22 protein-coding genes and 1 tRNA gene are annotated in these 21718 nt (G+C 33.1%); 9 read left to right on the top strand and 14 right to left on the bottom strand.

Annotated features, from left to right (window positions below; translation table 11 throughout):
* Positions 1-88 precede the first annotated feature (88 nt).
* The 4 genes from dapF to GQ47_RS10540 all read left to right on the top strand — a co-directional run bounded on the left by dapF (position 89) and on the right by GQ47_RS10540 (position 3646).
* Positions 89-871 carry a diaminopimelate epimerase gene (gene dapF, locus GQ47_RS10555; protein WP_035648033.1) on the top strand — a complete coding sequence of 261 codons (783 nt, stop codon included), beginning with the start codon at positions 89-91 and terminating at the stop codon, positions 869-871.
* Positions 872-886: 15 nt separating this feature from the next.
* Positions 887-1420 (top strand): GNAT family N-acetyltransferase, encoded by a 534-nt coding sequence (locus GQ47_RS10550; RefSeq protein ID WP_035648032.1) that lies wholly within the window; start codon positions 887-889, stop codon positions 1418-1420.
* 10 nt (positions 1421-1430) lie between these two features.
* Positions 1431-2471, top strand: a complete 1041-nt coding sequence (gene mltG / locus GQ47_RS10545) for an endolytic transglycosylase MltG (protein ID WP_035648031.1) — start codon at positions 1431-1433, stop codon at positions 2469-2471.
* Between the two features lie 533 nt (positions 2472-3004).
* Complete coding sequence (locus GQ47_RS10540; protein ID WP_035648030.1) at positions 3005-3646, top strand: hypothetical protein; 642 nt, start codon at positions 3005-3007, stop codon at positions 3644-3646.
* A gap of 53 nt (positions 3647-3699) precedes the next feature.
* On the opposite strand, the gene scpA is transcribed toward GQ47_RS10540, so the two are convergent.
* From scpA to dnaA, 10 genes are all read right to left on the bottom strand, one after another.
* Positions 3700-5835, bottom strand: a complete 2136-nt coding sequence (gene scpA, locus GQ47_RS10535) for a methylmalonyl-CoA mutase (protein WP_035648028.1) — start codon at positions 5833-5835, stop codon at positions 3700-3702.
* Between the two features lie 46 nt (positions 5836-5881).
* Complete coding sequence (locus GQ47_RS10530; RefSeq protein WP_035648025.1) at positions 5882-7243, bottom strand: methylmalonyl-CoA mutase subunit beta; 1362 nt, start codon at positions 7241-7243, stop codon at positions 5882-5884.
* Positions 7244-7255: 12 nt separating this feature from the next.
* Positions 7256-7588 carry an FtsB family cell division protein gene (locus tag GQ47_RS10525; protein WP_035648023.1) on the bottom strand — a complete coding sequence of 111 codons (333 nt, stop codon included), beginning with the start codon at positions 7586-7588 and terminating at the stop codon, positions 7256-7258.
* Positions 7589-7731: 143 nt separating this feature from the next.
* Entirely contained in the window at positions 7732-8340 is a 609-nt protein-coding gene (gene udk / locus GQ47_RS10520) for a uridine kinase (RefSeq protein ID WP_008467967.1), read from the bottom strand.
* Positions 8341-8614: 274 nt separating this feature from the next.
* Positions 8615-9496 carry an SDR family oxidoreductase gene (locus GQ47_RS10515; RefSeq protein ID WP_035648022.1) on the bottom strand — a complete coding sequence of 294 codons (882 nt, stop codon included), beginning with the start codon at positions 9494-9496 and terminating at the stop codon, positions 8615-8617.
* Positions 9497-9570: 74 nt separating this feature from the next.
* The gene (locus tag GQ47_RS10510) at positions 9571-10698 is read right to left on the bottom strand and encodes a methionine aminotransferase (RefSeq protein WP_035648019.1); all 1128 of its coding nucleotides are present in this window, start codon (positions 10696-10698) and stop codon (positions 9571-9573) included.
* Between the two features lie 45 nt (positions 10699-10743).
* Complete coding sequence (locus GQ47_RS10505) at positions 10744-11247, bottom strand: energy transducer TonB (protein WP_051951477.1); 504 nt, start codon at positions 11245-11247, stop codon at positions 10744-10746.
* Positions 11248-11267: 20 nt separating this feature from the next.
* The gene (locus GQ47_RS10500) at positions 11268-11981 is read right to left on the bottom strand and encodes an SAM-dependent methyltransferase (protein WP_035648017.1); all 714 of its coding nucleotides are present in this window, start codon (positions 11979-11981) and stop codon (positions 11268-11270) included.
* 67 nt (positions 11982-12048) lie between these two features.
* Entirely contained in the window at positions 12049-12516 is a 468-nt protein-coding gene (locus GQ47_RS10495; RefSeq protein ID WP_035648015.1) for a low molecular weight protein-tyrosine-phosphatase, read from the bottom strand.
* Positions 12517-12524: 8 nt separating this feature from the next.
* A complete protein-coding gene (dnaA, locus tag GQ47_RS10490) occupies positions 12525-13952 on the bottom strand; it encodes a chromosomal replication initiator protein DnaA (RefSeq protein WP_035648012.1) in 1428 nt (475 codons plus the stop codon).
* Between the two features lie 186 nt (positions 13953-14138).
* Here dnaA and GQ47_RS10485 point away from each other — a divergent pair, with 186 nt between their 5' ends.
* Positions 14139-14543, top strand: coding sequence for an acyl-CoA thioesterase (locus GQ47_RS10485; protein ID WP_026727949.1), 405 nt, complete (start codon positions 14139-14141; stop codon positions 14541-14543).
* A gap of 31 nt (positions 14544-14574) precedes the next feature.
* On the opposite strand, the gene GQ47_RS10480 is transcribed toward GQ47_RS10485, so the two are convergent.
* Genes GQ47_RS10480 through ribD form a run of 3 tightly spaced genes read right to left on the bottom strand, consistent with a single transcriptional unit; the run spans position 14575 to position 16863 of the window.
* A complete protein-coding gene (locus tag GQ47_RS10480) occupies positions 14575-15207 on the bottom strand; it encodes an IMPACT family protein (RefSeq protein ID WP_035648010.1) in 633 nt (210 codons plus the stop codon).
* Between the two features lie 11 nt (positions 15208-15218).
* Positions 15219-15821: an HAD-IA family hydrolase gene (locus GQ47_RS10475; protein ID WP_035648007.1), complete on the bottom strand. Its 603-nt coding sequence runs from the start codon at positions 15819-15821 to the stop codon at positions 15219-15221.
* Entirely contained in the window at positions 15814-16863 is a 1050-nt protein-coding gene (gene ribD / locus GQ47_RS10470; RefSeq protein ID WP_035648006.1) for a bifunctional diaminohydroxyphosphoribosylaminopyrimidine deaminase/5-amino-6-(5-phosphoribosylamino)uracil reductase RibD, read from the bottom strand. The genes GQ47_RS10475 and ribD overlap by 8 nt, the downstream gene beginning before the upstream one ends.
* A gap of 109 nt (positions 16864-16972) precedes the next feature.
* Between ribD and GQ47_RS10465 the strand changes: the two genes are divergently transcribed.
* Together GQ47_RS10465 and prmC are read left to right on the top strand one after the other, a co-directional pair.
* Entirely contained in the window at positions 16973-17458 is a 486-nt protein-coding gene (locus GQ47_RS10465) for a GNAT family N-acetyltransferase (RefSeq protein WP_035648004.1), read from the top strand.
* A gap of 84 nt (positions 17459-17542) precedes the next feature.
* A complete protein-coding gene (gene prmC, locus GQ47_RS10460; RefSeq protein ID WP_035648002.1) occupies positions 17543-18391 on the top strand; it encodes a peptide chain release factor N(5)-glutamine methyltransferase in 849 nt (282 codons plus the stop codon).
* 54 nt (positions 18392-18445) lie between these two features.
* Here prmC and GQ47_RS10455 read toward each other — a convergent pair whose 3' ends face one another.
* A complete protein-coding gene (locus GQ47_RS10455) occupies positions 18446-19690 on the bottom strand; it encodes an ABC transporter permease (protein WP_035648001.1) in 1245 nt (414 codons plus the stop codon).
* A 200-nt stretch (positions 19691-19890) separates the two neighbouring features.
* On the opposite strand from GQ47_RS10455, the gene hisS reads away from it, so the two are divergent.
* Both hisS and GQ47_RS10445 read left to right on the top strand, forming a co-directional pair.
* Entirely contained in the window at positions 19891-21318 is a 1428-nt protein-coding gene (gene hisS / locus GQ47_RS10450; RefSeq protein WP_035647999.1) for a histidine--tRNA ligase, read from the top strand.
* A 120-nt stretch (positions 21319-21438) separates the two neighbouring features.
* Positions 21439-21509, top strand: a tRNA-Trp gene (locus tag GQ47_RS10445).
* The last annotated feature ends 209 nt before the right edge of the window (positions 21510-21718 follow it).

Here is a 21718-nt window from a genome sequence, read left to right as displayed (position 1 = left end):
TGGTTTAACGCTCTTTAACAATGATTAACATTTCATTAATTAATCTTCGCAGTTTCTTCGTACTTTTGCATTTCTTAACTACTAAAAAATGCAAATAGAATTTTATAAATATCAAGGTACTGGGAACGATTTCGTGATGATAGATAATCGTTCTAATTTTTTTCCGAAAGAAGATATTCAATTAATTGAACGTTTATGTGACAGACGATTTGGAATTGGAGCTGATGGACTTATTTTGCTTGAAAATGATTCTGAAACTGATTTCAGAATGGTTTATTATAACTCTGACGGAAATGAAAGTTCAATGTGCGGTAACGGCGGACGTTGTCTTGTTGCTTTTGCTAATCAATTAGGTGTTATTAATGATAAAGCCACTTTTATTGCGACAGATGGTTTACATCATGCTTCAGTAGGAAATGACGCTATTGTTTCATTGCAAATGATTGATGTTGACGAAGTTAAAAAACACGATTCGCATACTTTTTTAAATACAGGTTCTCCGCATCATGTTCAAATAGTTGAAAATTTAAAAGAATATAATGTGAAAGAAAATGGAGCTGCAATTCGTTACGGAGCATTATATGGAGAAAAAGGAAGCAATGTCAATTTCGTTAAAAAGATTGATGACGATACTTTTTCACTACGTACATATGAAAGAGGTGTTGAAGATGAAACACTGGCTTGTGGTACAGGAGCAACTGCTGTTGCTATCGCAATGAACGCAATTGGTCAAACAGACAAAACTTCAATTAATTTAAATGTAGAAGGAGGAAAACTAGTTGTTTCATTTGATAAATTAGGAGAACACTTTTCTAACGTTTTCTTGACTGGGCCTGCAAAATTTGTTTTTAAAGGAACGATAGAAATTTAAAATCTAAAATCGTACATGATTACACTCAAAGGCGAAAATATTTACTTGCGTGCATTAGAACCTAATGATTTAGAGTTCGTGTATGAAATGGAAAATGATCAAAACATTTGGGAGGTCAGCAATACAAATACGCCATATAGCCGATATTTGATTCGGCAATATCTCGAAAATGCTCAACAAGATATTTATGAAGCAAAACAATTGCGTCTGGCAATTTGCCAAGACCAACATTTCCCAGCTATTGGATTAATCGATTTATTTGAGTTTGATCCAAAAAATAATAGAGCGGGGATTGGAATTGTGATTAAGAGTATAGAGAATAGAAATCAAAATATTGGTTCTGAGGCATTAGAGTTGCTGATTAAATATTCTTTTCATAATTTAAATTTGCATCAGCTTTATGCAAATATTAATGTAGGAAATGTAGCTAGTATAGCACTTTTTACTAAATTTGGTTTTGAGAAAATAGGAATTAAAAAAGATTGGATTTTGCTCGATAACCACTATCAAGACGAAGCAATTTTTCAATTAATTAACAAACAAATTTAAAATTTAAACTTTGAGCTTAAAAAAAATTATCACGATAGTAGCTGTAGCCGTAATTTCAGTTTTAATGATTTACGGATTTATTTTAATTAATAAAATTTTCAGCTCGAATACCAAATTTGAAAAAGAAGAACTTTACGTTTATGTGCCAACTGGTGCAAATTATACAGACGTAAAAAAAATATTAGAACCATATGTCAAAAACTTTGACAATTTTGAAATGGTTGCTAATAAAAGAAGTTATCCTGAAAATGTAAAATCAGGACGTTTTCTACTTAAAAAAGGAATGAATAACATTGATTTAGTTCGTGCAATGCGTTCTAATGTTCCGGTTAAATTGGCATTTAATAATCAAGAACGTCTGGAGAATTTTGCAGGAAGGGTAGGTTCTGAAATTGAAGCCGATAGTTTGTCTTTATTAAAAGCGATTAAAGATTCTACTTTCATGGCGCAGAATGGCTTCAATGAAGATAATGTTTTTGCAATGTTTATTCCTAATACATATGAAATTTACTGGAATACTTCGGCAGAGAAATTTCGTGATAAAATGATCAAGGAATATCATAATTTCTGGACTGATGAAAGAATAGCTAAAGCAAAAAAACAAGGACTTACACCAGTTCAAGCGACCATTTTGGCTTCAATTGTACATAAAGAGTCGGTAAAGAAAGATGAGAGACCTCGTATTGCAGGAGTTTATTTAAACCGTTTGCGTTTAGATATGCCACTTCAAGCTGATCCAACAGTTATCTATGCTTTGAAATTAAGAGATAATAATTTTGATCAGGTTATTAAAAGGGTTTTTTATAACGATTTGGTTATGAGATCTCCATATAATACTTATGTAAATACAGGGCTTCCTCCTGGACCAATCGCAATGCCTGATATTACAGCGCTTGATGCAGTTTTAAATCCTGAGAAAAACGATTATATTTATTTCTGTGCAAGTGTTGATCGCTTTGGTTATCATGAATTTGCTTCTACTTTAGCAGAACATAATGTAAATGCAAAAAAATATTCAGACTGGATTGCCAGCCAAGGTGTTACGAGATAAATACTGTTTTTGAAACATATAGAATGAACCGAAGTAAATTTTTACTTCGGTTTTTTTATTATTAAAATTTACTTAGTTATTTGAGAAATACACTTTTTTTATTTTAAAAGGAGCTTTAAAAAAGTTAACTCAAATTTGATGTTATAGAGATTTTGGAAACTATTTTTTAAAGTAAAAACCCCAAAAAGCACATTTTTTAAGTTTTTTACTACAAATTTATTTTAAATATTTTTCGTTTGAAATTATAGTTAGTCAAAAAAAGCGATATTTTTTGTAAGCTTTATCTTTGTTTTTTAACATATTTGATAAAAAAATGATAAAAATGACATTTTTTGAGATTTAATTTTTCCTGTTTTTGAGCACAATTCAACTTCAGCGAAAATGCTCTTAAACTGCATGATCAAAGGGCTTAAACAGGATTTTTAATTTTTTAAAATAACGTAAATTACTGATTTACAGTATTGTTTTGTATTTCTTATCTTTGCACTGTAGAAATTTCAAGAGGGTGACAGCGTCTTGAAGAAAAACAATTTATGATAAAGAAATGGTATTTTTATGCGAGTTTAGTCGTTATTATTACATTTTTAAGTTTGGGTTTTAAACCCTTCAATCTGGAAACCAAACGTTGGTTTCTCACCGAAAAATCAGATGGAGCAGAATACATTTTTCCATCACAAGAAAAGGATGATTATCCTAATTTAAACTTCCCATACACCGGAAATCATTTTATAGGTTTTAAAGAAGCAGTAGCTTTCAAAGAATCTCAAGGAAAATACCGCTTGGTTAATTCACTTGGTTACATGGGAAAATACCAGTTTGGTTCTGAAGCACTAAGAGCTATTGGTATTAAAAACAACAAAGCCTTTTTAAAGGATCCTGCATTACAAGAAAAAGCATTTATTGCTTTATTGTCCAAAAACAAATGGATTTTGCGTTATGAAATTCAAAAGTATGAGGGAAAAGTAATTAATGGTATTGAAATTACCGAATCTGGAATTTTAGCAGCAGCGCACCTTGGTGGAGCTGGCTCAGTGAAAAACTTCTTTAAAAACAAAGGAGCTAGGCATTTTAGAGATGCTTACGGAACTTCATTAAAAAGCTATATGAAAGACTTTGGAGGTTATGATCTCTCTTATATTGAAGCAGATAGCAATGCGACAATAAACAAGATCTAAAAAAAGCATAAAAAATCCCGAATCAATCAATTCGGGATTTTTTTATATTTAAATTAGTCAATTAAGATTTCTAGAATTTGAATTGCTGCTTCACTTATTTTGGTTCCTGGACCAAAAATGGCAGCTGCACCAGCATCAAATAAATATTGATAGTCCTGCGCCGGAATTACACCGCCAACAATTACCATAATATCTTCACGGCCATGTTTTTTTAATTCTTCAATTACTTGCGGAACTAATGTTTTATGACCAGCAGCAAGTGATGAAACGCCTAAAATATGAACATCATTTTCGACAGCTTGTTTTGCTGCTTCAGCCGGAGTCTGAAACAACGGACCTATATCTACATCAAAACCAACATCAGCATAACCGGTTGCTACCACTTTTGCGCCTCGATCGTGACCATCTTGTCCCATTTTGGCAATCATAATTCTTGGGCGTCTTCCTTCTTGTTTTGCAAAAGCATCAGCTAGTTGTTTTGCCTTTTCAAAATTCTCGTCGTTTTTTATTGCTGCACTATACACACCGCTAAAGGATTTAATTTGTGCTTTGAATCGTCCAAAAACACTTTCTAGAGCATCGCTTATTTCGCCTAAAGTTGCTCTTTCACGCGCAGCTTCGGTCGCAATTTCTAATAAGTTTCCTTGTCCAGTTTTAGCACAATGAATTAATTTTTCCAGTGATTGATTTACTTTTTCAGTATTTCTTTTTGCTTTAATATCTTCTAATCGCTCTATTTGCTGTTTACGAACCATTTGGTTGTCAACATCTAAAATATGAAGTGGATCTTCTTTTTCTAATCTAAATTTATTGACACCAACTATAATATCCTGCCCGCTGTCAATTCTTGCTTGTTTTCTCGCTGCAGCTTCTTCAATTCGAAGTTTCGGGATTCCGGCTTCGATTGCTTTTGTCATTCCGCCTAATTCTTCAACTTCTTCAATTAATTTCCAGGTACTTTCTAAAATCTCATTTGTCAATGATTCAACATAATAGCTGCCTCCCCAAGGATCGACAGTTTTGGTGATTTTAGTTTCTTCTTGCAAATAAATCTGTGTATTACGTGCAATTCTTGCTGAAAAGTCAGTTGGAAGCGCAATTGCTTCATCTAAAGCATTAGTATGAAGAGATTGTGTTCCTCCAAAAGCTGCAGCAGTAGCTTCAATGCAAGTTCTTGCCACATTATTAAATGGATCTTGCTCTGTTAAACTCCATCCGCTAGTTTGGCAATGCGTTCTAAGTGCCAGCGATTTGTCACTTTTCGGATTAAATTGCTGTAATAATTTTGCCCAAATCATTCGGCCAGCTCTCATTTTAGCAATTTCCATAAAATGATTCATTCCAATAGCCCAAAAGAAAGATAGACGAGGAGCAAACTCATCAATTGTCATACCGGTGGATAATCCTGTTCGAATATATTCTAAACCATCAGCTAAAGTATAAGCCAATTCAATATCAGCCGTTGCTCCGGCTTCCTGCATATGATATCCAGAAATAGAAATAGAATTGAATTTTGGCATTTTTTTGCTTGTAAATTCAAAAATATCAGCAATAATCTTCATTGAAGGGGTTGGTGGATAAATATAAGTATTACGCACCATAAATTCTTTCAAAATATCATTTTGGATAGTTCCCGAAAGTTTTTTGAGTTCAACTCCTTGTTCTTCAGCGGCCACAATGTAAAAAGCCATTATAGGTAAAACGGCGCCGTTCATGGTCATTGAAACTGACATTTCGTCTAGCGGAATTTGGTCAAACAATACTTTCATGTCTTCTACAGAATCGATGGCAACACCTGCTTTTCCAACATCACCAACAACACGTTCATGATCAGAATCGTAACCGCGATGCGTAGGCAAATCAAAAGCGATTGAAAGTCCTTTTTGACCCGCAGCAAGATTTCGTCTGTAAAAGGCGTTACTTTCTTCTGCTGTTGAAAATCCGGCATATTGACGAATTGTCCAAGGACGTCTGACATACATTGTTGCATACGGCCCGCGTAAATTAGGCGTAAAACCAGCTCCGAAATCAAGAAATTCAAAATTCTCTATATCTTTTTCAGTATAGTTTTTTTTGATTTGGATTCCTTCGGCTGTAGTAAAGTTATTAGTCAAATCTTCAGACTTTTGAATTTCGACTTTTGACTTTTGACTTTGAAGATTAATATGTTTAAGGTCTTTTCTTATCATGGAGACACTTTTCTTTGGTGTGAATATTAATTACGTTTAAAAAGAATTACTCAAGTTCTAGCCTTTCCTGTTCCAGTTTCTCGGCTAATCTTTTTTCTATAATAGGTGTAATTAATGTTTTTCTAGGTTTGATTTTTACAAAAGGAAACAATTCTAAATCATGTTTCATTTTGTCTTCCTTGTTAGGATATTTATTGGTCCCTAATAAAACTTCTTTTTTAGAATCAAATAATTCCTGTTCTTTAGTAGCGCTTTCCTGAATTTTCTTTTTGATTGTTCCGTCGTTCAAAAGTTTTAAGAAACCTCCATCAGCTTCGATTTCTTTGAATAATTTAAGGCTTTTCTCTGCTAATTGCATCGTTAAACTTTCAATGTAGTAACTCCCATCTGCCGGATTATTTACTTGGTCAAAATAACTTTCATGTTTTAAGACTAATAACTGATTTCGGGCAATTCGATCTCCAAATTCGTTGTCTTTATGATATAAAGCATCATAAGGTAAATTAGCAACCGCATCGGCTCCGCCTAAAATTGCCGACATGCATTCGGTTGTAGTTCGAAGCATATTGACATTATAATCGTAAATAGTTTTATTTCGTTTGGTTGGTGTAACTAGAAAATGACAATCTAAATCAGGATTGTATTCAGTTGCAATTAATTTGAAAAGCATTCGTAAAGCACGAAGTTTTGCAATTTCAAAAAAGTAATTTGTTCCAACTGATATTTGAAAAACAATTGTTTTACTTGAATTTGGTAAACGATTTAAATATTCATTTGCATGTGCTAAACTATATGCAATCTGTTGTGTGATATTTGCTCCAGCATTTTGATACAAACCTAAATCTACACTTAAAAAGGAGAGATTGGTTTGATTTGAAATATTTTCAAGCGTTTCAAAATTACTTTTATCTGATGTTGTAAACCAGTTTCCGTCTCGCGCTAATTGTCCAATCGGATCTAAATTGCAGTAAAAAATTGCCTTTTTTTGAACAGAAATCTCATCCAGTTTTTTTACGAAATCGATTGAGAGAAAAGTCAAATTAAAGTAAACGATTTTGTTCTCTAAAGGAAGATTTTCCAATAAAGAAACAATATCAGTATTTTCGTTTTGAATAGTAAAACGCAAACTTTCTGCACCTCTTTCAAGCGTGTTGTTTGCTCTTTTGATTGATTTTTCTACATCGTGAACAAAAATATTCTGGCAGATTTTAAAATCAGAAGCATATGTCTCAACCGCAGCCGATTTGGTAAATTCATCGTTGTGATAAAAAGGTTTCACCTGAATATCTTCCGGAGAATTCCAAATTACAGTTTCGTTATAATCTGCTCCATCTAATTCAAACTGGATTTTTTGTTTCCATTGTTTGGATGAAATCGGATTAAAATCGTCGAATAGGTTAGTAGCCATTAGTTTTTGTGATTATTCTTGTTCTTGAATTGTGTCTCCTTCAAAGTGAATGATGTAAATATCTTCGCTGTCTTTTTTCATAAAGTACTTTTCGCGAGCATATTTTTCTATTTGTTCAGGATTTTTAAGTTGTTTGATCTGTTCTTGATCTTTTTTTATTTCGTCCTGATAGTATTTTTTATTGTCCTGAAGTTCATTAATTTGTCCGTCCAGAAAACGATGGTCAAAATAGGAGTAATTGTCTAAAAATAACATCCAGACAATAAAAAACAGCAATACCCAAACATATTTGTTACCTAAATATTTGAACCATTTTTTGTCTTTGTATGGATTTTTAAATTTCATATAAGATTGTTTCTTTTGAATACGAGTGGTCTTTTTAGCCCCGATAGTAGTGAAAATCCTTTTGTGCCGGGGTTCGGCACAAAAGATTGTAACGGATAGCGGGAATAGCTCCTAATTATTATGGTTTAAAATTACAATAAAAATTATGAAATTCTCTGATTAATTACGGCACGAACTACATCAATTGCTACAGTGTTGTATTTGTCATTTGGGATAATAATATCTGCAAAAGCCTTTGACGGTTCTATAAATTGTTCATGCATAGGCTTTAAAGTAGTTTGATAACGATTTAAAACCTCGTCAATATCGCGTCCGCGTTCTGAAATATCTCTTTTTAAACGACGGATTAATCTTTCGTCAGAATCAGCATGAACAAAGATTTTAATGTCAAACATATCCCGAAGCTCAGGATTTGTTAAAATTAAAATTCCTTCAACAATCATTACTTTTCTTGGATGTGTTGAAACCGTATCATCAGTTCTGTTGTGCTGAATGAAAGAATATACAGGCTGATCGATTGTTTCGCCAGCTTTTAATGCCTTTAAATGTTTAACCAATAATTCAAAATCGATGGCGCGCGGATGATCAAAGTTGATTAATGCTCTTTCGTCAAAAGATAAATTATCGGTTTGTTTGTAATACGAATCCTGAGAAATTACGCCAACTTCAGTGTCTGGTAATTCGTTCATGATTTGGTGTACTACCGTTGTTTTTCCACTTCCTGTTCCTCCTGCAAGTCCAATAATGAGCATAAAATTTTTGTTTGATATTTGTTTGGCAAAATTAATAATTTACCTGAATTGTTAAACATTTAAAATCATTTAACCATTTAAGTAATATAAATAAATTTAAGATGCAATATATTTAAGCAGAATCTTACTTAACTGAACTTATATTACTTAAATGGTTAAATGATTATCATTTATATGGTGAAAAGCATAAAAAAAATCCCGAAAGTAAACCTTCGGGATTTAGTGCAATCAGTATAGTTTTTAAAAATATTCTGAATTTAGTAAGCACTTGTAATTATTTATCCTTTTTTGCTTTAATCATCATTTCAAGCTGATCCCAAAGTTCTTCCGGAATTGCTTCTAATAAGTTGAATTGTCCAGCACCTTTTAGCCATTCGCCTCCGTCGATTGTAATTACATCTCCGTTCACGTAAGCTGAAAAGTCAGATACTAAATAAGCAGCTAAATTCGCTAATTCCTGATGATCTCCAACACGTTTCAATGGTACTTTTTTAGCCATATCGAATTTTTCGGCAAGATCTCCCGGTAATAATCTGTCCCAAGCACCTTTTGTTGGGAATGGTCCCGGCGCAATTGCATTAGAACGAATTCCGTATTTCGCCCATTCTACAGCAAGACTTCTTGTCATGGCTAAAACTCCTGCTTTTGCAGTTGCACTTGGCACAACATATGCTGAACCTGTCCAAGCATAAGTTGTTACAATATTTAAAATTGTTGCCGATGTTTGTTTAGTATCAATCCAATGTTTTCCAAAAGCCAGCGTACAGTTTTTAGATCCTTTAAGTACAATATCGATAACAGTATCAAATGCATTTGCTGATAAACGTTCAGTTGGTGAAATGAAATTTCCTGCTGCATTGTTTAAAAGAACATCCACTTTTCCGAAAACTTTTAAAGTTTCCTGAAGCATATTTTCTACTTCTTCATAATGGCGTACGTCGCACTGAAGCGGTAAACACTTTCCGCCAGTTTCGCTTTCCAATTCTGAAGCTGTTGTTTTTAATTTTTCTAAATCTCTTGAAGTAATCGCTACCTGAGCGCCTAATTCTAAGAAATATTTTGTCATTGCTTTTCCTAAACCGCTTCCGCCTCCAGTAACTACAATGACTTTGCCTTTTAAGGCATCATCGCGCAACATTTTATCTGTATAGCTCATACTTTTCTTTTTTTACAATATTAATTAAAAAAATAGGATGCGCGCATAATATTGTTATAAAATTTTGATAAACTTTATATTTGACAAAGTTTTTTTGCGGCAGATTCAAGAGTAAAATTATCCTTTGCGAAACAGAAACGAATCAATTTCTGATCTTTATGATCGGAATAAAAAGTAGAAATTGGAATTGCTGCAACGCCATGATTGATGATTAAATTTTTGCAGAAAGTAACATCGTCTTCATCTGAAATATTGGCGTAAGAGGCAACTTGAAAATAGGTTCCTTCACAAGGTTTTAATTCAAAACGGCTGTTTTGAAGCAGTTTTTGGAAATAATCTCTTTTTTCCTGATAGAATTTTCCAAGCAAATTAACATCAACAACATCCAAATATTCGCTAATGGCAAATTGTGAAATACTGTTGACACTAAAAACCAAAAACTGATGCACTTTTTTGATTTCTTTCATTAAATATTCAGGTGCAATGGTGTAGCCAATTTTCCAGCCTGTAATATGAAATGATTTTCCGAAAGAGGAAACCATTATGCATCGATCGATAAGGAAGCTTTTTGTGTGTGCCGAAATATGTTTTTCTTCAAAAGTGATGTATTCATAAACTTCGTCAGATAAAACAATAATGTCAGGATATTTCTCAAGTAGATTTTTTAATTGGGTAAAATCATTTTCATTTAAAATTTTTCCTGTCGGATTATGTGGATTGTTTATAATAATCATCTTGCTTTTTGAAGAACAGACTTTTTCGATTGTTTGCCAATTTGGTGTATAATCATCGTTTAAAGCCACTCGAACAGGTTTTGCTTTGCAAAGTAAAACCGGAGATTCATAAGAATCATAACTCGGATCGAGAATAATTACTTCATCATTTTCTTTTACCAAAGCCAAAATTGTAGTAAAAATTCCTTGAGTTGCTCCAGCCGTAACTAAAAGTTCTGTGTCTGGATTGATTGTTCTGTTATAAGAACTCTGAGTTAATTCCGCAATTTTATTCATCAACGGTGGATAACCTGCCATTGGTGTGTATTGATGCACATTTTCCTTTGATAATTGTGCAACAATATCCGTTAACCTTTCGTCGACAGGAAAATTTGGAAATCCCTGCGAAAGATTTATTGCATTGTATTCGGTTGCCATTTTGGACATTACCGTAAAAATGCTTGTCGTTATGTTTGGAAGTTTACTCATGATAAAGTTTGATTTGGGGAAAACTTGTGAGTGAATTCAATAAGCTTAATTTATTATCATTGGAATCGAGTACAAAACTCTAACAATTTTATCGTTTTGTTTTCCTGGACTCCATTTTGGAAATAGTTTTAAAACTCTTATAGCTTCCGCACTTGTTTCGTGCCCAAGGTCTCTTAAAATTTTAATATCGCTTAATGATCCGTCTTTTTCAATAATAAATGTAGCATAAATTTTTCCTTTTAAATCTTCTTCTGGACTTTTAAAATTTTGTTTTATAAAGGCGTTCATAGCTTCGTAACCTCCAGGGAATTCAGGTTTAACTTCTATTCCAGCGGTGTTGTAAACTGCATTATCGTCTTTTTGAGTAATATAAGTAGGTTTGTCATCTACCGTTAAATCTGCATCAGAGTAATTACGAGTATTAACTTTAATAATAGGCGTTTCTGTGCTTTTTGCTGTAGATGTTTTTGTCTTAGATTGCTGTTTTGTGTTTTGAGAAAATGCATTTTGTACAAAACAAATCAAAACAAGGAGAATAAATTTTTTCATAAGGTGGTTTTAGAGTTAGTTTACATTTTATGAATAATAAAAATCGTAGGACGTTTATCAATATCAATTTTTAATTTTTTCCAATCCGAAACTTTCAAGGTTTTGATGAATTCTGTTGGCAAAGTGATATCTGTCGCGATACATAAATGTGTCGACGGATTTAAAATTTGCAAAAGATCTTCAATCAATTTATTGTTTCTGTATGGCGTTTCAATAAAAATCTGCGATTGATTCTTGTCTTGAGATAATCTTTCAAAATGTCTCAATGCCGATTTTTTTTCGTCTTTATCAATTGGTAAATAACCATTAAAAGTAAAACTTTGGCCGTTCATTCCAGAAGCCATCATCGCTAATAAAATAGAAGAAGGACCAACCAACGGAACAACCTGAATTCCTTTTTCGTGCGCCAGTTTTACAATTACAGCACCTGGATCAGCAACGCCTGGACAACCAGCTTCGCTCATTAACCCCATATTTTTTCCTTCCAATAAAGGCTTTATGAAATCTAAATGTTCGCTTGATTCGGTACGTTTGTTCAAAGTAAAAAGAACTAATTCGGATTGTTTTTTCTCGGGATAAACTGCTTTAATTGATTTTCTGGCAGTTTTATCATTTTCAACAATATAATGATCTATAAGTTCGATACTTCTTTTTACTGTCTGAGGTAAAACATCCATTGGATCGCTTTCGCCCATTGTAGTTGGAATTAAATATAGTTTTCCTAGAAGTTTCATTTTGTGATATTTTAAATTAAAAAAGAAAATGTACCTCAATTACCTTGAAAATAATTGAAATACAAATTTATGAGTGCTTTTCGATAAGTTTTTTAGCGATTATGTCTGCGGCTTCATCCAGCATTTGGTAAACATTGTCAAAACCATTTACTGCTCCATAATATGGGTCTGGAACATCGACATTTTCATCTGGAAATAATTCGTTCAGAATTAGATTGACTTTGTTTCTGTGTTCAGGAGTTTTGGCAAGATGAATGACATCGCGGTAATTCGAATTATCCATTACGTAGATATAATCGAATTCATCAAAATCTGAAGATTTGAATTGTCTTCCTTTTTGATTGTCAATACTAAGTCCGTTTTTTTGAGCAACAGCAATCGAGCGTTTGTCGGGCGCATGGCCTACATGCCAGGATCCAGTTCCAGCTGAATCAACTATAAAATTGTCTTTGGGTAATTTTGATGCCAGAATACCTTCGGCTAAAGGAGATCTGCAAATATTTCCCAAACAAACCATTAAAACTTTTACTGGCATGATTCGCGTTATAGCGTTAGTTTTTTGTTGATGTCTTCGACAAATTTTTTGAATTGTTTGTCTGTAGAAACTAAATTGTCAACAGTTTTACAAGCGTGTAAAACGGTAGCGTGGTCGCGATCTCCAATTTGTGAACCAATATTTGCCAAAGAAGCTTTAGTGAATTTCTTTGCAAAAAACATAGCTAATTGTCTCGCTTGCACAACATGCCTTTTTCTGGTTTTTGATTGAAGCGTTTCAATATCCAATTGGAAATAATCAGATACAATTTTTTGAATATAATCGATAGAGATTTCTCTCTTTACGTTTTTAACAAATTTCTCTACAACGCTTTTTGCCAATTCGATCGTAACTTCTTTTTTGTTGAAAGAAGATTGAGCGATCAACGAAATAATTGCACCTTCAAGCTCACGAACATTGGTTTTGATATTTCGGGCAACATATTCTAAAATGTCTTCTGGCATATCAACACCATCGCGGTATAAAATGTTTTTTAAGATCGAAATACGAGTTTCGTAATCTGGTTGATGTAATTCAGCAGATAATCCCCATTTAAAACGAGATAACAAACGTTGTTCGATATCCTGCATGTCAACAGGAGCTTTATCTGAAGTTAAAATTACCTGTTTTCCGTTTTGGTGCAAGTAATTAAAAATGTGGAAGAAAACGTCCTGAGTTCCAGATTTTCCTGATAAGAACTGAACGTCATCAATAATCAAAACGTCGATTAACTGATAAAAATGAATGAAATCATTACGATTATTCTTTTTAACAGAATCAATATATTGTTGTGTGAAAATTTCGGCAGAAATATATAAAACCGTTTTTTCAGGATATTTATCTTTTACTTCAACACCAATAGCGTGTGCTAAGTGTGTTTTTCCTAAACCAACTCCACCAAAAATCAATAACGGATTAAATGAAGTTCCTCCAGGTTTATTGGCCACAGCCATACCTGCAGAACGCGCCAAACGGTTTGAGTCTCCTTCAAGGAAATTATCAAAACTATAATTTGGATTTAACTGAGATTCAATTTTTAAGTTTCTGATTCCCGGAATTACAAAAGGATTTTTAAGTTCTGGATTTAAGTTTTTAAACGGAGCATCAACCTCTTGCGGTTTCATTGGTACTCTGCTGGAACTTGGCAGCTGCTCGGTAAACGGCTGTTTGTTTCCATAAGTGTTTTCCATTTTAATTTTATAGAGTAACTTTGCGTTTTTTCCTAGTTCTTTGGTAAGCGCAACTTTCAATAATTTAACGTAGTGTTCCTCTAGCCATTCGTAGAAGAATTTACTTGGTACCTGAATATATAATGCGTTGTCGGTTAGCTCAACTGATTTGATTGGTTCGAACCAAGTTTTGTAAGCTTGATCTTGAATATTGTCTTTTATAAAGGACAAACAGTTTTCCCATACCGATTGAGCAGTTTTAGTCATAGATTCAGATAAGTTTTTTATTATTGATAAAGATTCTCCTAATAAAAATGGAGCAAAATTTTTCCGTATTTCGGGATAACAAATATGTGAACAAATTTCTGTAAAAAAAAATATTTTGGGTCTAATTTTATAAAAAAAAAGTTGTAAGTGAACTTTAGGAATTTAATTTTTTTTAATCTATAAATAATGAAAAATCATCAAACGCAAGTGCGTGTTCGTTACTCAGAAACTGACCAAATGGGAGTTGTTTATCACGGAAATTATGTGCCCTATTTTGAGATTGGACGCGTGGAATGGCTTAGAAATAAAGGGATTTCGTATGCTAGCATGGAAGAAAGCGGTATTGGGCTTCCGATTGTTTCGATGCAAATTAATTATAAAAAATCAGCGCGATATGATGAACTTCTTACAATTCATACAACCTTCAAAAGTCAGTCATCTGTTAAGATTGAATTTGACTGCGCCATCTATAATGAGGCAAATGAGTTATTAACAACTGCAGTATTTATTTTAGTATTTATTTCGTTAAAAACGGGTCGTCCAACAGCACCTCCGGATTATATTTTAGAATTGTTTAAAACGTTGGAATAATTGTTAAAATGAGGTGTGTTTTAATATTAATTTACACAATTTTAATATCAATTTCAAACATTAAATCAAAAATGTCGAATACTGATTCGGCATTTTTTTTGCGTGTTTTTGTGATTATTTTCCCAATTGGGAGTCCGGAATCTTCATCGACTTCCATTTCCTGAGAGGTAATTTCAAGTTTCTTTTCTTTGATAACCCGCATTACTTTATTCATATTTTTATAATCAAAAGAGATTAAAAAATGGACGTCAATTGTTTTTTCGACAATTTCACAAACTTCAAGCGTCATTTGTGCTGTAGTTCGATAAGCCGAAATCAAACCTCCGACACCTAATTTTACTCCGCCAAAAATACGAACTACAACGACAAGAATATTTGTCAGCCCAAAAGACTGAATTTGTCCATAGATAGGAGCGCCCGCGGTATTGCTGGGTTCACCGTCGTCATTTGCCCGGTAAGATATTTTTGGAGCGATTCCTAATTGATATGCATAGCAAAAATGAACAGCGTGTGGATGAAGTTTTTTTAAGTCTTCAATAATAGGTTTTACTTCGTCTTCGCTTTCAATAGGGAATGCGTAGCCAAAGAATTTGCTTCCTTTTTCTTTAAAAAGCACTTCTTCAGATTCAAATGCAATAGTTTGATAAGTATCGTTGTATTCCAAAAGTAATTTTTCTAAAGTAAATTTTTATCCAATAATTGAATCACATCTTCCTGTCCAACTTGCAAATTCCAAACTTTAAGTCCTAAAGCAGCGGCAGCGTCTGTGTTTTCTTTTTTGTCGTCAACAAATAACGTTTGCTCTGGAATTAAATTATGTTCGTCAATTAAGTGCTGATAAGAATTTGCATTGGGTTTACGTTTTCTAATTTCAAACGAAAAATGAACTTTTTCAAAACAATTGTAGAAATCAGTATAAAAAGGTTTGCCTACAGTTTTTTCAAAAGTGGCAATGTGAATGGCATCAGTATTGCTCAAAAGAAACAAACGGTATTTTTTTGAAAGCTCTTTTAAAAACTCTAATCGATAAACTGGGAAATCGGCTAAAACAGCATTCCAGGCTTCCAGAATTTCTTCAATAGAAGCATTTGGAAGTTCTTTCTGAAATCCGCCTACAAAATCATCGTACGAAACATCTCCGGTTTCAAACAATAAATTCAAACTATCCATTTCTGAACTCCATTCGGTCATTCCTAATTTTTTCAATCCAGAAATAGTTCCTTGCTTGTTTAAATTGATGAAAATATCGCCAAAGTCAAAAATTATGGTATCAATCATGGTTTCTAATGTATAGTAATTCGTCGTTTTGAATAGTTGTTTTTAAAATATTGCTTTTCTGAATTATTGGTGCTTTTACACCTTTTTCAAAAATAGTTGTTCCAATAAAAATGCGAGCTTCATCCCATAAATCTGAATCTACAAATGATTGTAAAGTTTGTCTTCCGCCTTCAATAATAACAGATTGAATTTGATGCTGATATAAAACGTCCAAAATCTGAGAAATTGCATTTTCATTAAAATCAATTTTCTCAAAAATGGTGTTTTCGGTAGAAATATTGTTTTCTGATTTAGAAAATACAATCGTTTTTACACTGTCATCAAAAACAAAACTGTCTTTTGAAATTCGGTCATTCTGATCTAAAACCACTCGTATGGGATTATTTCCTGACCAATCTCGCGTGTTTAATTTCGGATTATCATCAATAACCGTTTGCGTTCCTACTAAAATCGCCTGTTCTTCGCTTCGCCATTTATGAACTAATTGCCTCGAATATTGATTCGTAATCCAAATTGGTTTGCGCTCTTGGTCGATTTCTTTTTCGGGTGCTAAAAATCCGTCTTGACTTTCGGCCCATTTCAATATTATATAAGGTCTCTTTTTTTGATGAAAAGTAAAAAAGCGTTTATTGAGTTCGTTACATCCTTCTTCTAAAACACCAACCGTAACATTTACGCCGTTTTCAATTAATCTCTTAATTCCTCTTCCTGCCACTTTTTCATTTGGATCGACGGTTCCAACAACGACATTCGGGATTTTATTTGCAATAATTAAATTACAACAAGGAGGTGTTTTTCCAAAGTGGCTGCAAGGCTCGAGGCTTACATAAATAGTAGCTTTTTTTAACAGCGATTTGTCTTTTACAGATTGTACGGCATTAACTTCGGCATGCGGTTCGCCCGCTTTTTTGTGCCAACCTTCGCCAATTATTTTGCCTTCATGAACAATTACGCTTCCCACCATCGGATTTGGATAAGTGGTTCCAAAACCGTTTTGAGCAAGTTCAATGCAGCGTTTTATGTATTTTTCATGTGTATTCACGGTGCAAAAATAATCATTTTTGACTTTAATCCCGATAGTTAACAGTATAGTTGAGAAACTATCGGAAAAGTATTTTTACTTTTGTAGATATATTACCGAATAACGAAACATGAAAGATTACATAATCCGAGCAATTAAAAAAGAAGATAACAAGGCAGTAGCGCAATTAATACGTTCTGTTTTTGATGAAATGGAAATCCCAAAAGTAGGGACAGCTTACGCAGATCCATATCTTGATTTGATGTTTGAAGAATACAATAAACCGAAATCTGTTTATTTTGTAGTTGAAAGTGAAGAAGAAATAGTAGGTTGTTGCGGGATTGCGCCTTTAGAAAATGGTGCTTCAGAAATTTGCGAACTGCAAAAAATGTATTTTTCGCCTAAAACACGAGGTTTAGGGATTGGTAGTGAAATGATGGAGAAATGTCTACTGGAAGCGAGAAATTTTGGATTTGAAAAATGTTATATTGAAACGATGCCTTTTATGCATGCAGCTCAAAAATTATATAAAAAATCAGGTTTTGAATATTTAGATGCTCCGTTAGGATGTACTGGGCACAGTTCTTGCCCGGTTTGGATGTTGAAAGTTTTGTAAAATCTTGTAACAAATTAGATTTTCCAATACTTATTTGAAAGAAAAATCGGCTTTTGCTGAATAAAAATTACTCAGAGATCAGAAATGAAAATTAAACAATACCGCACTCAGTTTATAAAAGAATTATCGCCTTTATATGATGCATACGAAGCGGAGAGTTTTTTCTATTTAATTCTAGAAGACAAACATAAATTGCGCCAGATTGATTTGGCTTTAAATCATGAACTGAATTTTTCTGAAAAGGATTTTGTGGTTTGGGACTCACTATTGGATGACTTAAAAAACGAAGTTCCGATTCAGTATTTGCTGGGAAAAACCAGTTTTTATGGTTTGGATTTTGAAGTGAATGAAAATGTCCTGATTCCGAGACCAGAAACCGAAGAATTAGTAGAATGGATTATTAATGAGAACAAAGGTAATTCCAAAGAAATTAAAATTTTAGATATCGGGACGGGAAGCGGTTGCATTGCAATTTCGCTGGCTAAAAATATTCCAAATGCAAAAGTTTACGCAATTGACGTTTCTAAAAAAGCGTTAGAAACAGCAAAAAGAAATGCCATAAACAATAATGTCGAGGTAACTTTTATGCTCAAGAATGTTTTAGAATTAGAGATATTGAAATCAGATTATGATATCATTGTGTCAAATCCGCCTTATGTTCGGAATTTAGAAAAGGTTGAAATCAAAAAGAATGTTTTGGATTTTGAACCACATCTGGCTCTGTTTGTTGATGATAACGATGCATTGATTTTTTACAGAAAGATTGCTGAATTAGCTAAAAAAAATCTTTTAGAAAAAGGACAATTGTATTTTGAAATCAATCAGTATTTAGGAAAAGAAATGAATGATTTATTGGAAAAAATGAATTTCAAAAATATCGAACTCAGAAAAGATATTTATGATAATGACCGAATGATTAAAGGGAATATTTGAGTTTTCAGTCTCAGTTTTTAGGAAGTAACAACTGCGACTGAAAACTATGACTAATTATTCGTAACGCAGCGCTTCAATTGGATCTAATTTAGAAGCTTTAATTGCAGGATATAAACCAGAAACTATTGCAACAGTAAAACTAGTTGCAAAGGCTGCAAAAATAGCGCCCCACGGAATAACAAATGCAAAATTCATTGCCGTTGCAATGGCAAAGCCAAGCAAAATCCCAATTATAATTCCGACCAATCCGCCAATTTGTCCAATCAATAATGTTTCGATAAAAAACTGAGTAGAAATAGTTGTTTTTGTTGCGCCCAAAGCTTTACGAACACCAATTTCGCGAGTACGTTCTGTAACAGAAACAATCATAATATTCATTAAAGCGATTGATGAACCTAGAATTGTTATAATCGAAATAATCCAAGATGCCCAGCCTAAATATTGTGTAATTCCAAGAATTCTATTTATCAAATCATCACTTCGGCCCATTCCAAAATTGTTATCGCGAACAGGATTTAATTTGCGAACTCGTCGCATAACACTCGTTGCATTGTCAATTGCAGGATCTAAAAGTTCTTTTTTAGAAACCATGACGCTAATGGTGTAATTGATATTTGGTGCTGTAAATAAAGAACGCGCAACTTGAATTGGAATCAAAACACGCAAATCCTGACTATTTCCAAAAGTTGATCCTTTTTCTTTTAAAACACCAATTACTTTAAAACGTGCGCCTCTTATCGAAATGATTTTGTCAATTGGATTAACATCTTTCAATAATCCTTTTTCAAAATCAGAACCTACAATGCAGGAATAAGTATTGTTATCAATATCAAATTGATTGAAAGAACGGCCTAATGTAGTTTCAAGACCAGAATTGGAAATAAAATGTTCATCAACTCCGAGGATTTTTATTTCCGGATCTGTTTTTTCGCCTAAAAATTTAACTTCAGCTTTTGATGTTGCAGTAAAAGAAAGAGAAGTTTCAGTAAACGGATATTTGTATTTATTTTTAAAAGCAACGGCTTCAGGATATGAAATAATCGGATTTATGATTTCGCGCTCTTTTCCGCCGCGGTTCTTAAGGTTGTTTTCGTATTGATTGATGTTGAATGTATTGGCACCCATTGAAGCAAAATTGGTCGAAACGGTGTGTTCGAGCGCTGTTACAACGGTCAAAATCCCAACCAAAGCGGTAATTCCGATAGCAATAATTAATACGGTAAGAATGGTTCGAAGAATTTGTGTTTTGATGGAACCAAAAGCAATTCGGATATTTTCTTTAAATAATTTTAGCATCATGACCAATTTGTCACGAAAATACGGTTTTTGTTACAAGTTTGTTTTCGAAGTGTTATTATTTATTTTAAAAAGTAAGATATTTGCAAACGATTTGTGATTTTGAACAAAACCCGAATCAATAAGAAATTAATGTCAAGAGTTTTTCAGATAAAAATTAGAAATAATCTAAATCAGGAAACCTAAAATCTAAAATTAAAAAAATGGCTTCAAAACCAAGCATTCCGCAAGGAACCAGAGATTTTTCACCTGCAGAGGTGTCAAAACGTCAATATATTATTCAGACGATAAAAGCTAATTTTGAGAAATTTGGTTTTCAGCCAATCGAAACGCCTTCGTTTGAAAATTCAGATACTTTGATGGGGAAATATGGAGAAGAAGGTGATCGTTTGATTTTTAAAATTCTGAATTCAGGAAATTTTTTCTTCAATAAAAATAAAATCGAATTACCAGAATCTTTAGAGGAGCTTCAAACTAATTCTGCTGAAACAATAAGTTTAGATCAAAGAATTGAATTGAATAAATTTACCGGAAGAATTTCAGAAAAAGCGTTGCGTTATGATTTGACAGTTCCATTTGCGAGATATGTTGTACAGCACCAAAACGAAATTGAATTTCCATTTAAAAGATACCAAATCCAACCGGTTTGGAGAGCAGATCGCCCGCAAAAAGGACGTTACAGAGAATTTTTTCAATGTGATGCCGATGTTGTTGGTTCAAAATCATTATGGCAGGAAGTGGAATTGGTTCAATTATACGATACCGTTTTTACGTCTTTAGGTTTAGAAGGCGTAACTATTAAAATTAATAACAGAAAAATATTATCAGGAATTGCTGAAGTTATAGGTGCTTCAGATAAATTAATCGATTTTACTGTTGCTCTTGATAAATTAGATAAAATCGGAGAAGACGGCGTTAAAAAAGAAATGATTGAAAAAGGAATTTCTGAAGAAGCGTTGGTAAAAGTTCAGCCACTTTTCAGTTTCAGTGGAACTTTTGCAGATAAAATTAATCAACTCTCTGAATTATTATCTTCATCTGAAGAAGGTATGAAAGGTGTTGAGGAATTGAAGTTTATTTGTGACAATGTTGCTGATTTAGGACTTTCGACTGCAATTTTGGATTTAGATGTGACTTTGGCTCGTGGTTTAAATTATTACACTGGAGCAATTTTTGAAGTTGCAGCTCCAAAAACAGTTTCAATAGGATCTATCGGCGGTGGCGGAAGATACGACGATTTGACGGGAATTTTTGGATTGAAAAATATGAGCGGTGTCGGAATTTCATTTGGATTAGATAGAATTTATTTGGTTTTAGAAGAATTGCAATTGTTTCCTGAAACTGTTGCAGCGACTTCAAAAGCAATCTTTATCAATTATGGTGATAAAGAAGCTTTATATGCTTCAAAAGCAATTCAGAAATTAAGACAAGAAAATATAAAAGTGGAATTGTATCCTGACAATGTAAAAGTTGGAAAACAATTTCAGTATGCAGATAAACGTTTGATTCCGTTTGCAGTAATTGCGGGAGATCAGGAAATTGCGTCAAATACTTATGCACTTAAAAATTTAGTGTCAGGCGAGCAGGTTTCTGTAGATTTCGAAGGATTGAAAAATGCTTTGTTGGGTTAACTGTCTGTAGGAAAGGTTTTTGCTTTGGAATGCGCAGATTTAAAGGATTTTCTTTTAAAATCTCTGCCTGAAATAGTTGCCAGAGAAGAAAAAAAACTTTTAATTTGCCGACCTTAAGTTACGGGCGTAGTTCAAGGGTAGAATAGCGGTCTCCAAAACCGTTGATGGGGGTTCGAATCCCTCCGCCCGTGCAAAAAAATCAAATTAAAGCATAAAAAAAAGCTTCGTCTCTATAAGGCGAAGCTTTTTTTAATATAAGGTAAATTTGAATTAATAATTATTTTTGAGGCCTAAGCCAACCCTTAAATTCAATTTTGGTGTAATAATTTACGTTTTAACGACCTCAAAGATAAAACAAACTATAACGTAATAGTCTTAAAATTATAATAAAATTTTTATG

Source organism: Flavobacterium sp. ASV13, from assembly GCF_000745775.1.
Taxonomy (GTDB): domain Bacteria; phylum Bacteroidota; class Bacteroidia; order Flavobacteriales; family Flavobacteriaceae; genus Flavobacterium.
This window is presented reverse-complemented; position numbering and strand designations above follow the sequence as displayed.

What these genes read in the sequence shown, in the direction of transcription:
- dapF (WP_035648033.1), top strand. Translation starts at nt 89, where the DNA reads ATGCAAATAGAATTTTATAAATATCAAGGTACTGGGAACGATTTCGTG.
- GQ47_RS10550 (WP_035648032.1), top strand. Translation starts at nt 887, where the DNA reads ATGATTACACTCAAAGGCGAAAATATTTACTTGCGTGCATTAGAACCT.
- GQ47_RS10540 (WP_035648030.1), top strand. Translation starts at nt 3,005, where the DNA reads ATGATAAAGAAATGGTATTTTTATGCGAGTTTAGTCGTTATTATTACA.
- scpA (WP_035648028.1), bottom strand. Translation starts at nt 5,835, where the DNA reads ATGATAAGAAAAGACCTTAAACATATTAATCTTCAAAGTCAAAAGTCA.
- GQ47_RS10530 (WP_035648025.1), bottom strand. Translation starts at nt 7,243, where the DNA reads ATGGCTACTAACCTATTCGACGATTTTAATCCGATTTCATCCAAACAA.
- GQ47_RS10525 (WP_035648023.1), bottom strand. Translation starts at nt 7,588, where the DNA reads ATGAAATTTAAAAATCCATACAAAGACAAAAAATGGTTCAAATATTTA.
- udk (WP_008467967.1), bottom strand. Translation starts at nt 8,340, where the DNA reads ATGCTCATTATTGGACTTGCAGGAGGAACAGGAAGTGGAAAAACAACG.
- GQ47_RS10515 (WP_035648022.1), bottom strand. Translation starts at nt 9,496, where the DNA reads ATGAGCTATACAGATAAAATGTTGCGCGATGATGCCTTAAAAGGCAAA.
- GQ47_RS10510 (WP_035648019.1), bottom strand. Translation starts at nt 10,698, where the DNA reads ATGAGTAAACTTCCAAACATAACGACAAGCATTTTTACGGTAATGTCC.
- GQ47_RS10505 (WP_051951477.1), bottom strand. Translation starts at nt 11,247, where the DNA reads ATGAAAAAATTTATTCTCCTTGTTTTGATTTGTTTTGTACAAAATGCA.
- GQ47_RS10500 (WP_035648017.1), bottom strand. Translation starts at nt 11,981, where the DNA reads ATGAAACTTCTAGGAAAACTATATTTAATTCCAACTACAATGGGCGAA.
- GQ47_RS10495 (WP_035648015.1), bottom strand. Translation starts at nt 12,516, where the DNA reads ATGCCAGTAAAAGTTTTAATGGTTTGTTTGGGAAATATTTGCAGATCT.
- dnaA (WP_035648012.1), bottom strand. Translation starts at nt 13,952, where the DNA reads ATGACTAAAACTGCTCAATCGGTATGGGAAAACTGTTTGTCCTTTATA.
- GQ47_RS10485 (WP_026727949.1), top strand. Translation starts at nt 14,139, where the DNA reads ATGAAAAATCATCAAACGCAAGTGCGTGTTCGTTACTCAGAAACTGAC.
- GQ47_RS10475 (WP_035648007.1), bottom strand. Translation starts at nt 15,821, where the DNA reads ATGATTGATACCATAATTTTTGACTTTGGCGATATTTTCATCAATTTA.
- GQ47_RS10465 (WP_035648004.1), top strand. Translation starts at nt 16,973, where the DNA reads ATGAAAGATTACATAATCCGAGCAATTAAAAAAGAAGATAACAAGGCA.
- prmC (WP_035648002.1), top strand. Translation starts at nt 17,543, where the DNA reads ATGAAAATTAAACAATACCGCACTCAGTTTATAAAAGAATTATCGCCT.
- GQ47_RS10455 (WP_035648001.1), bottom strand. Translation starts at nt 19,690, where the DNA reads ATGATGCTAAAATTATTTAAAGAAAATATCCGAATTGCTTTTGGTTCC.
- hisS (WP_035647999.1), top strand. Translation starts at nt 19,891, where the DNA reads ATGGCTTCAAAACCAAGCATTCCGCAAGGAACCAGAGATTTTTCACCT.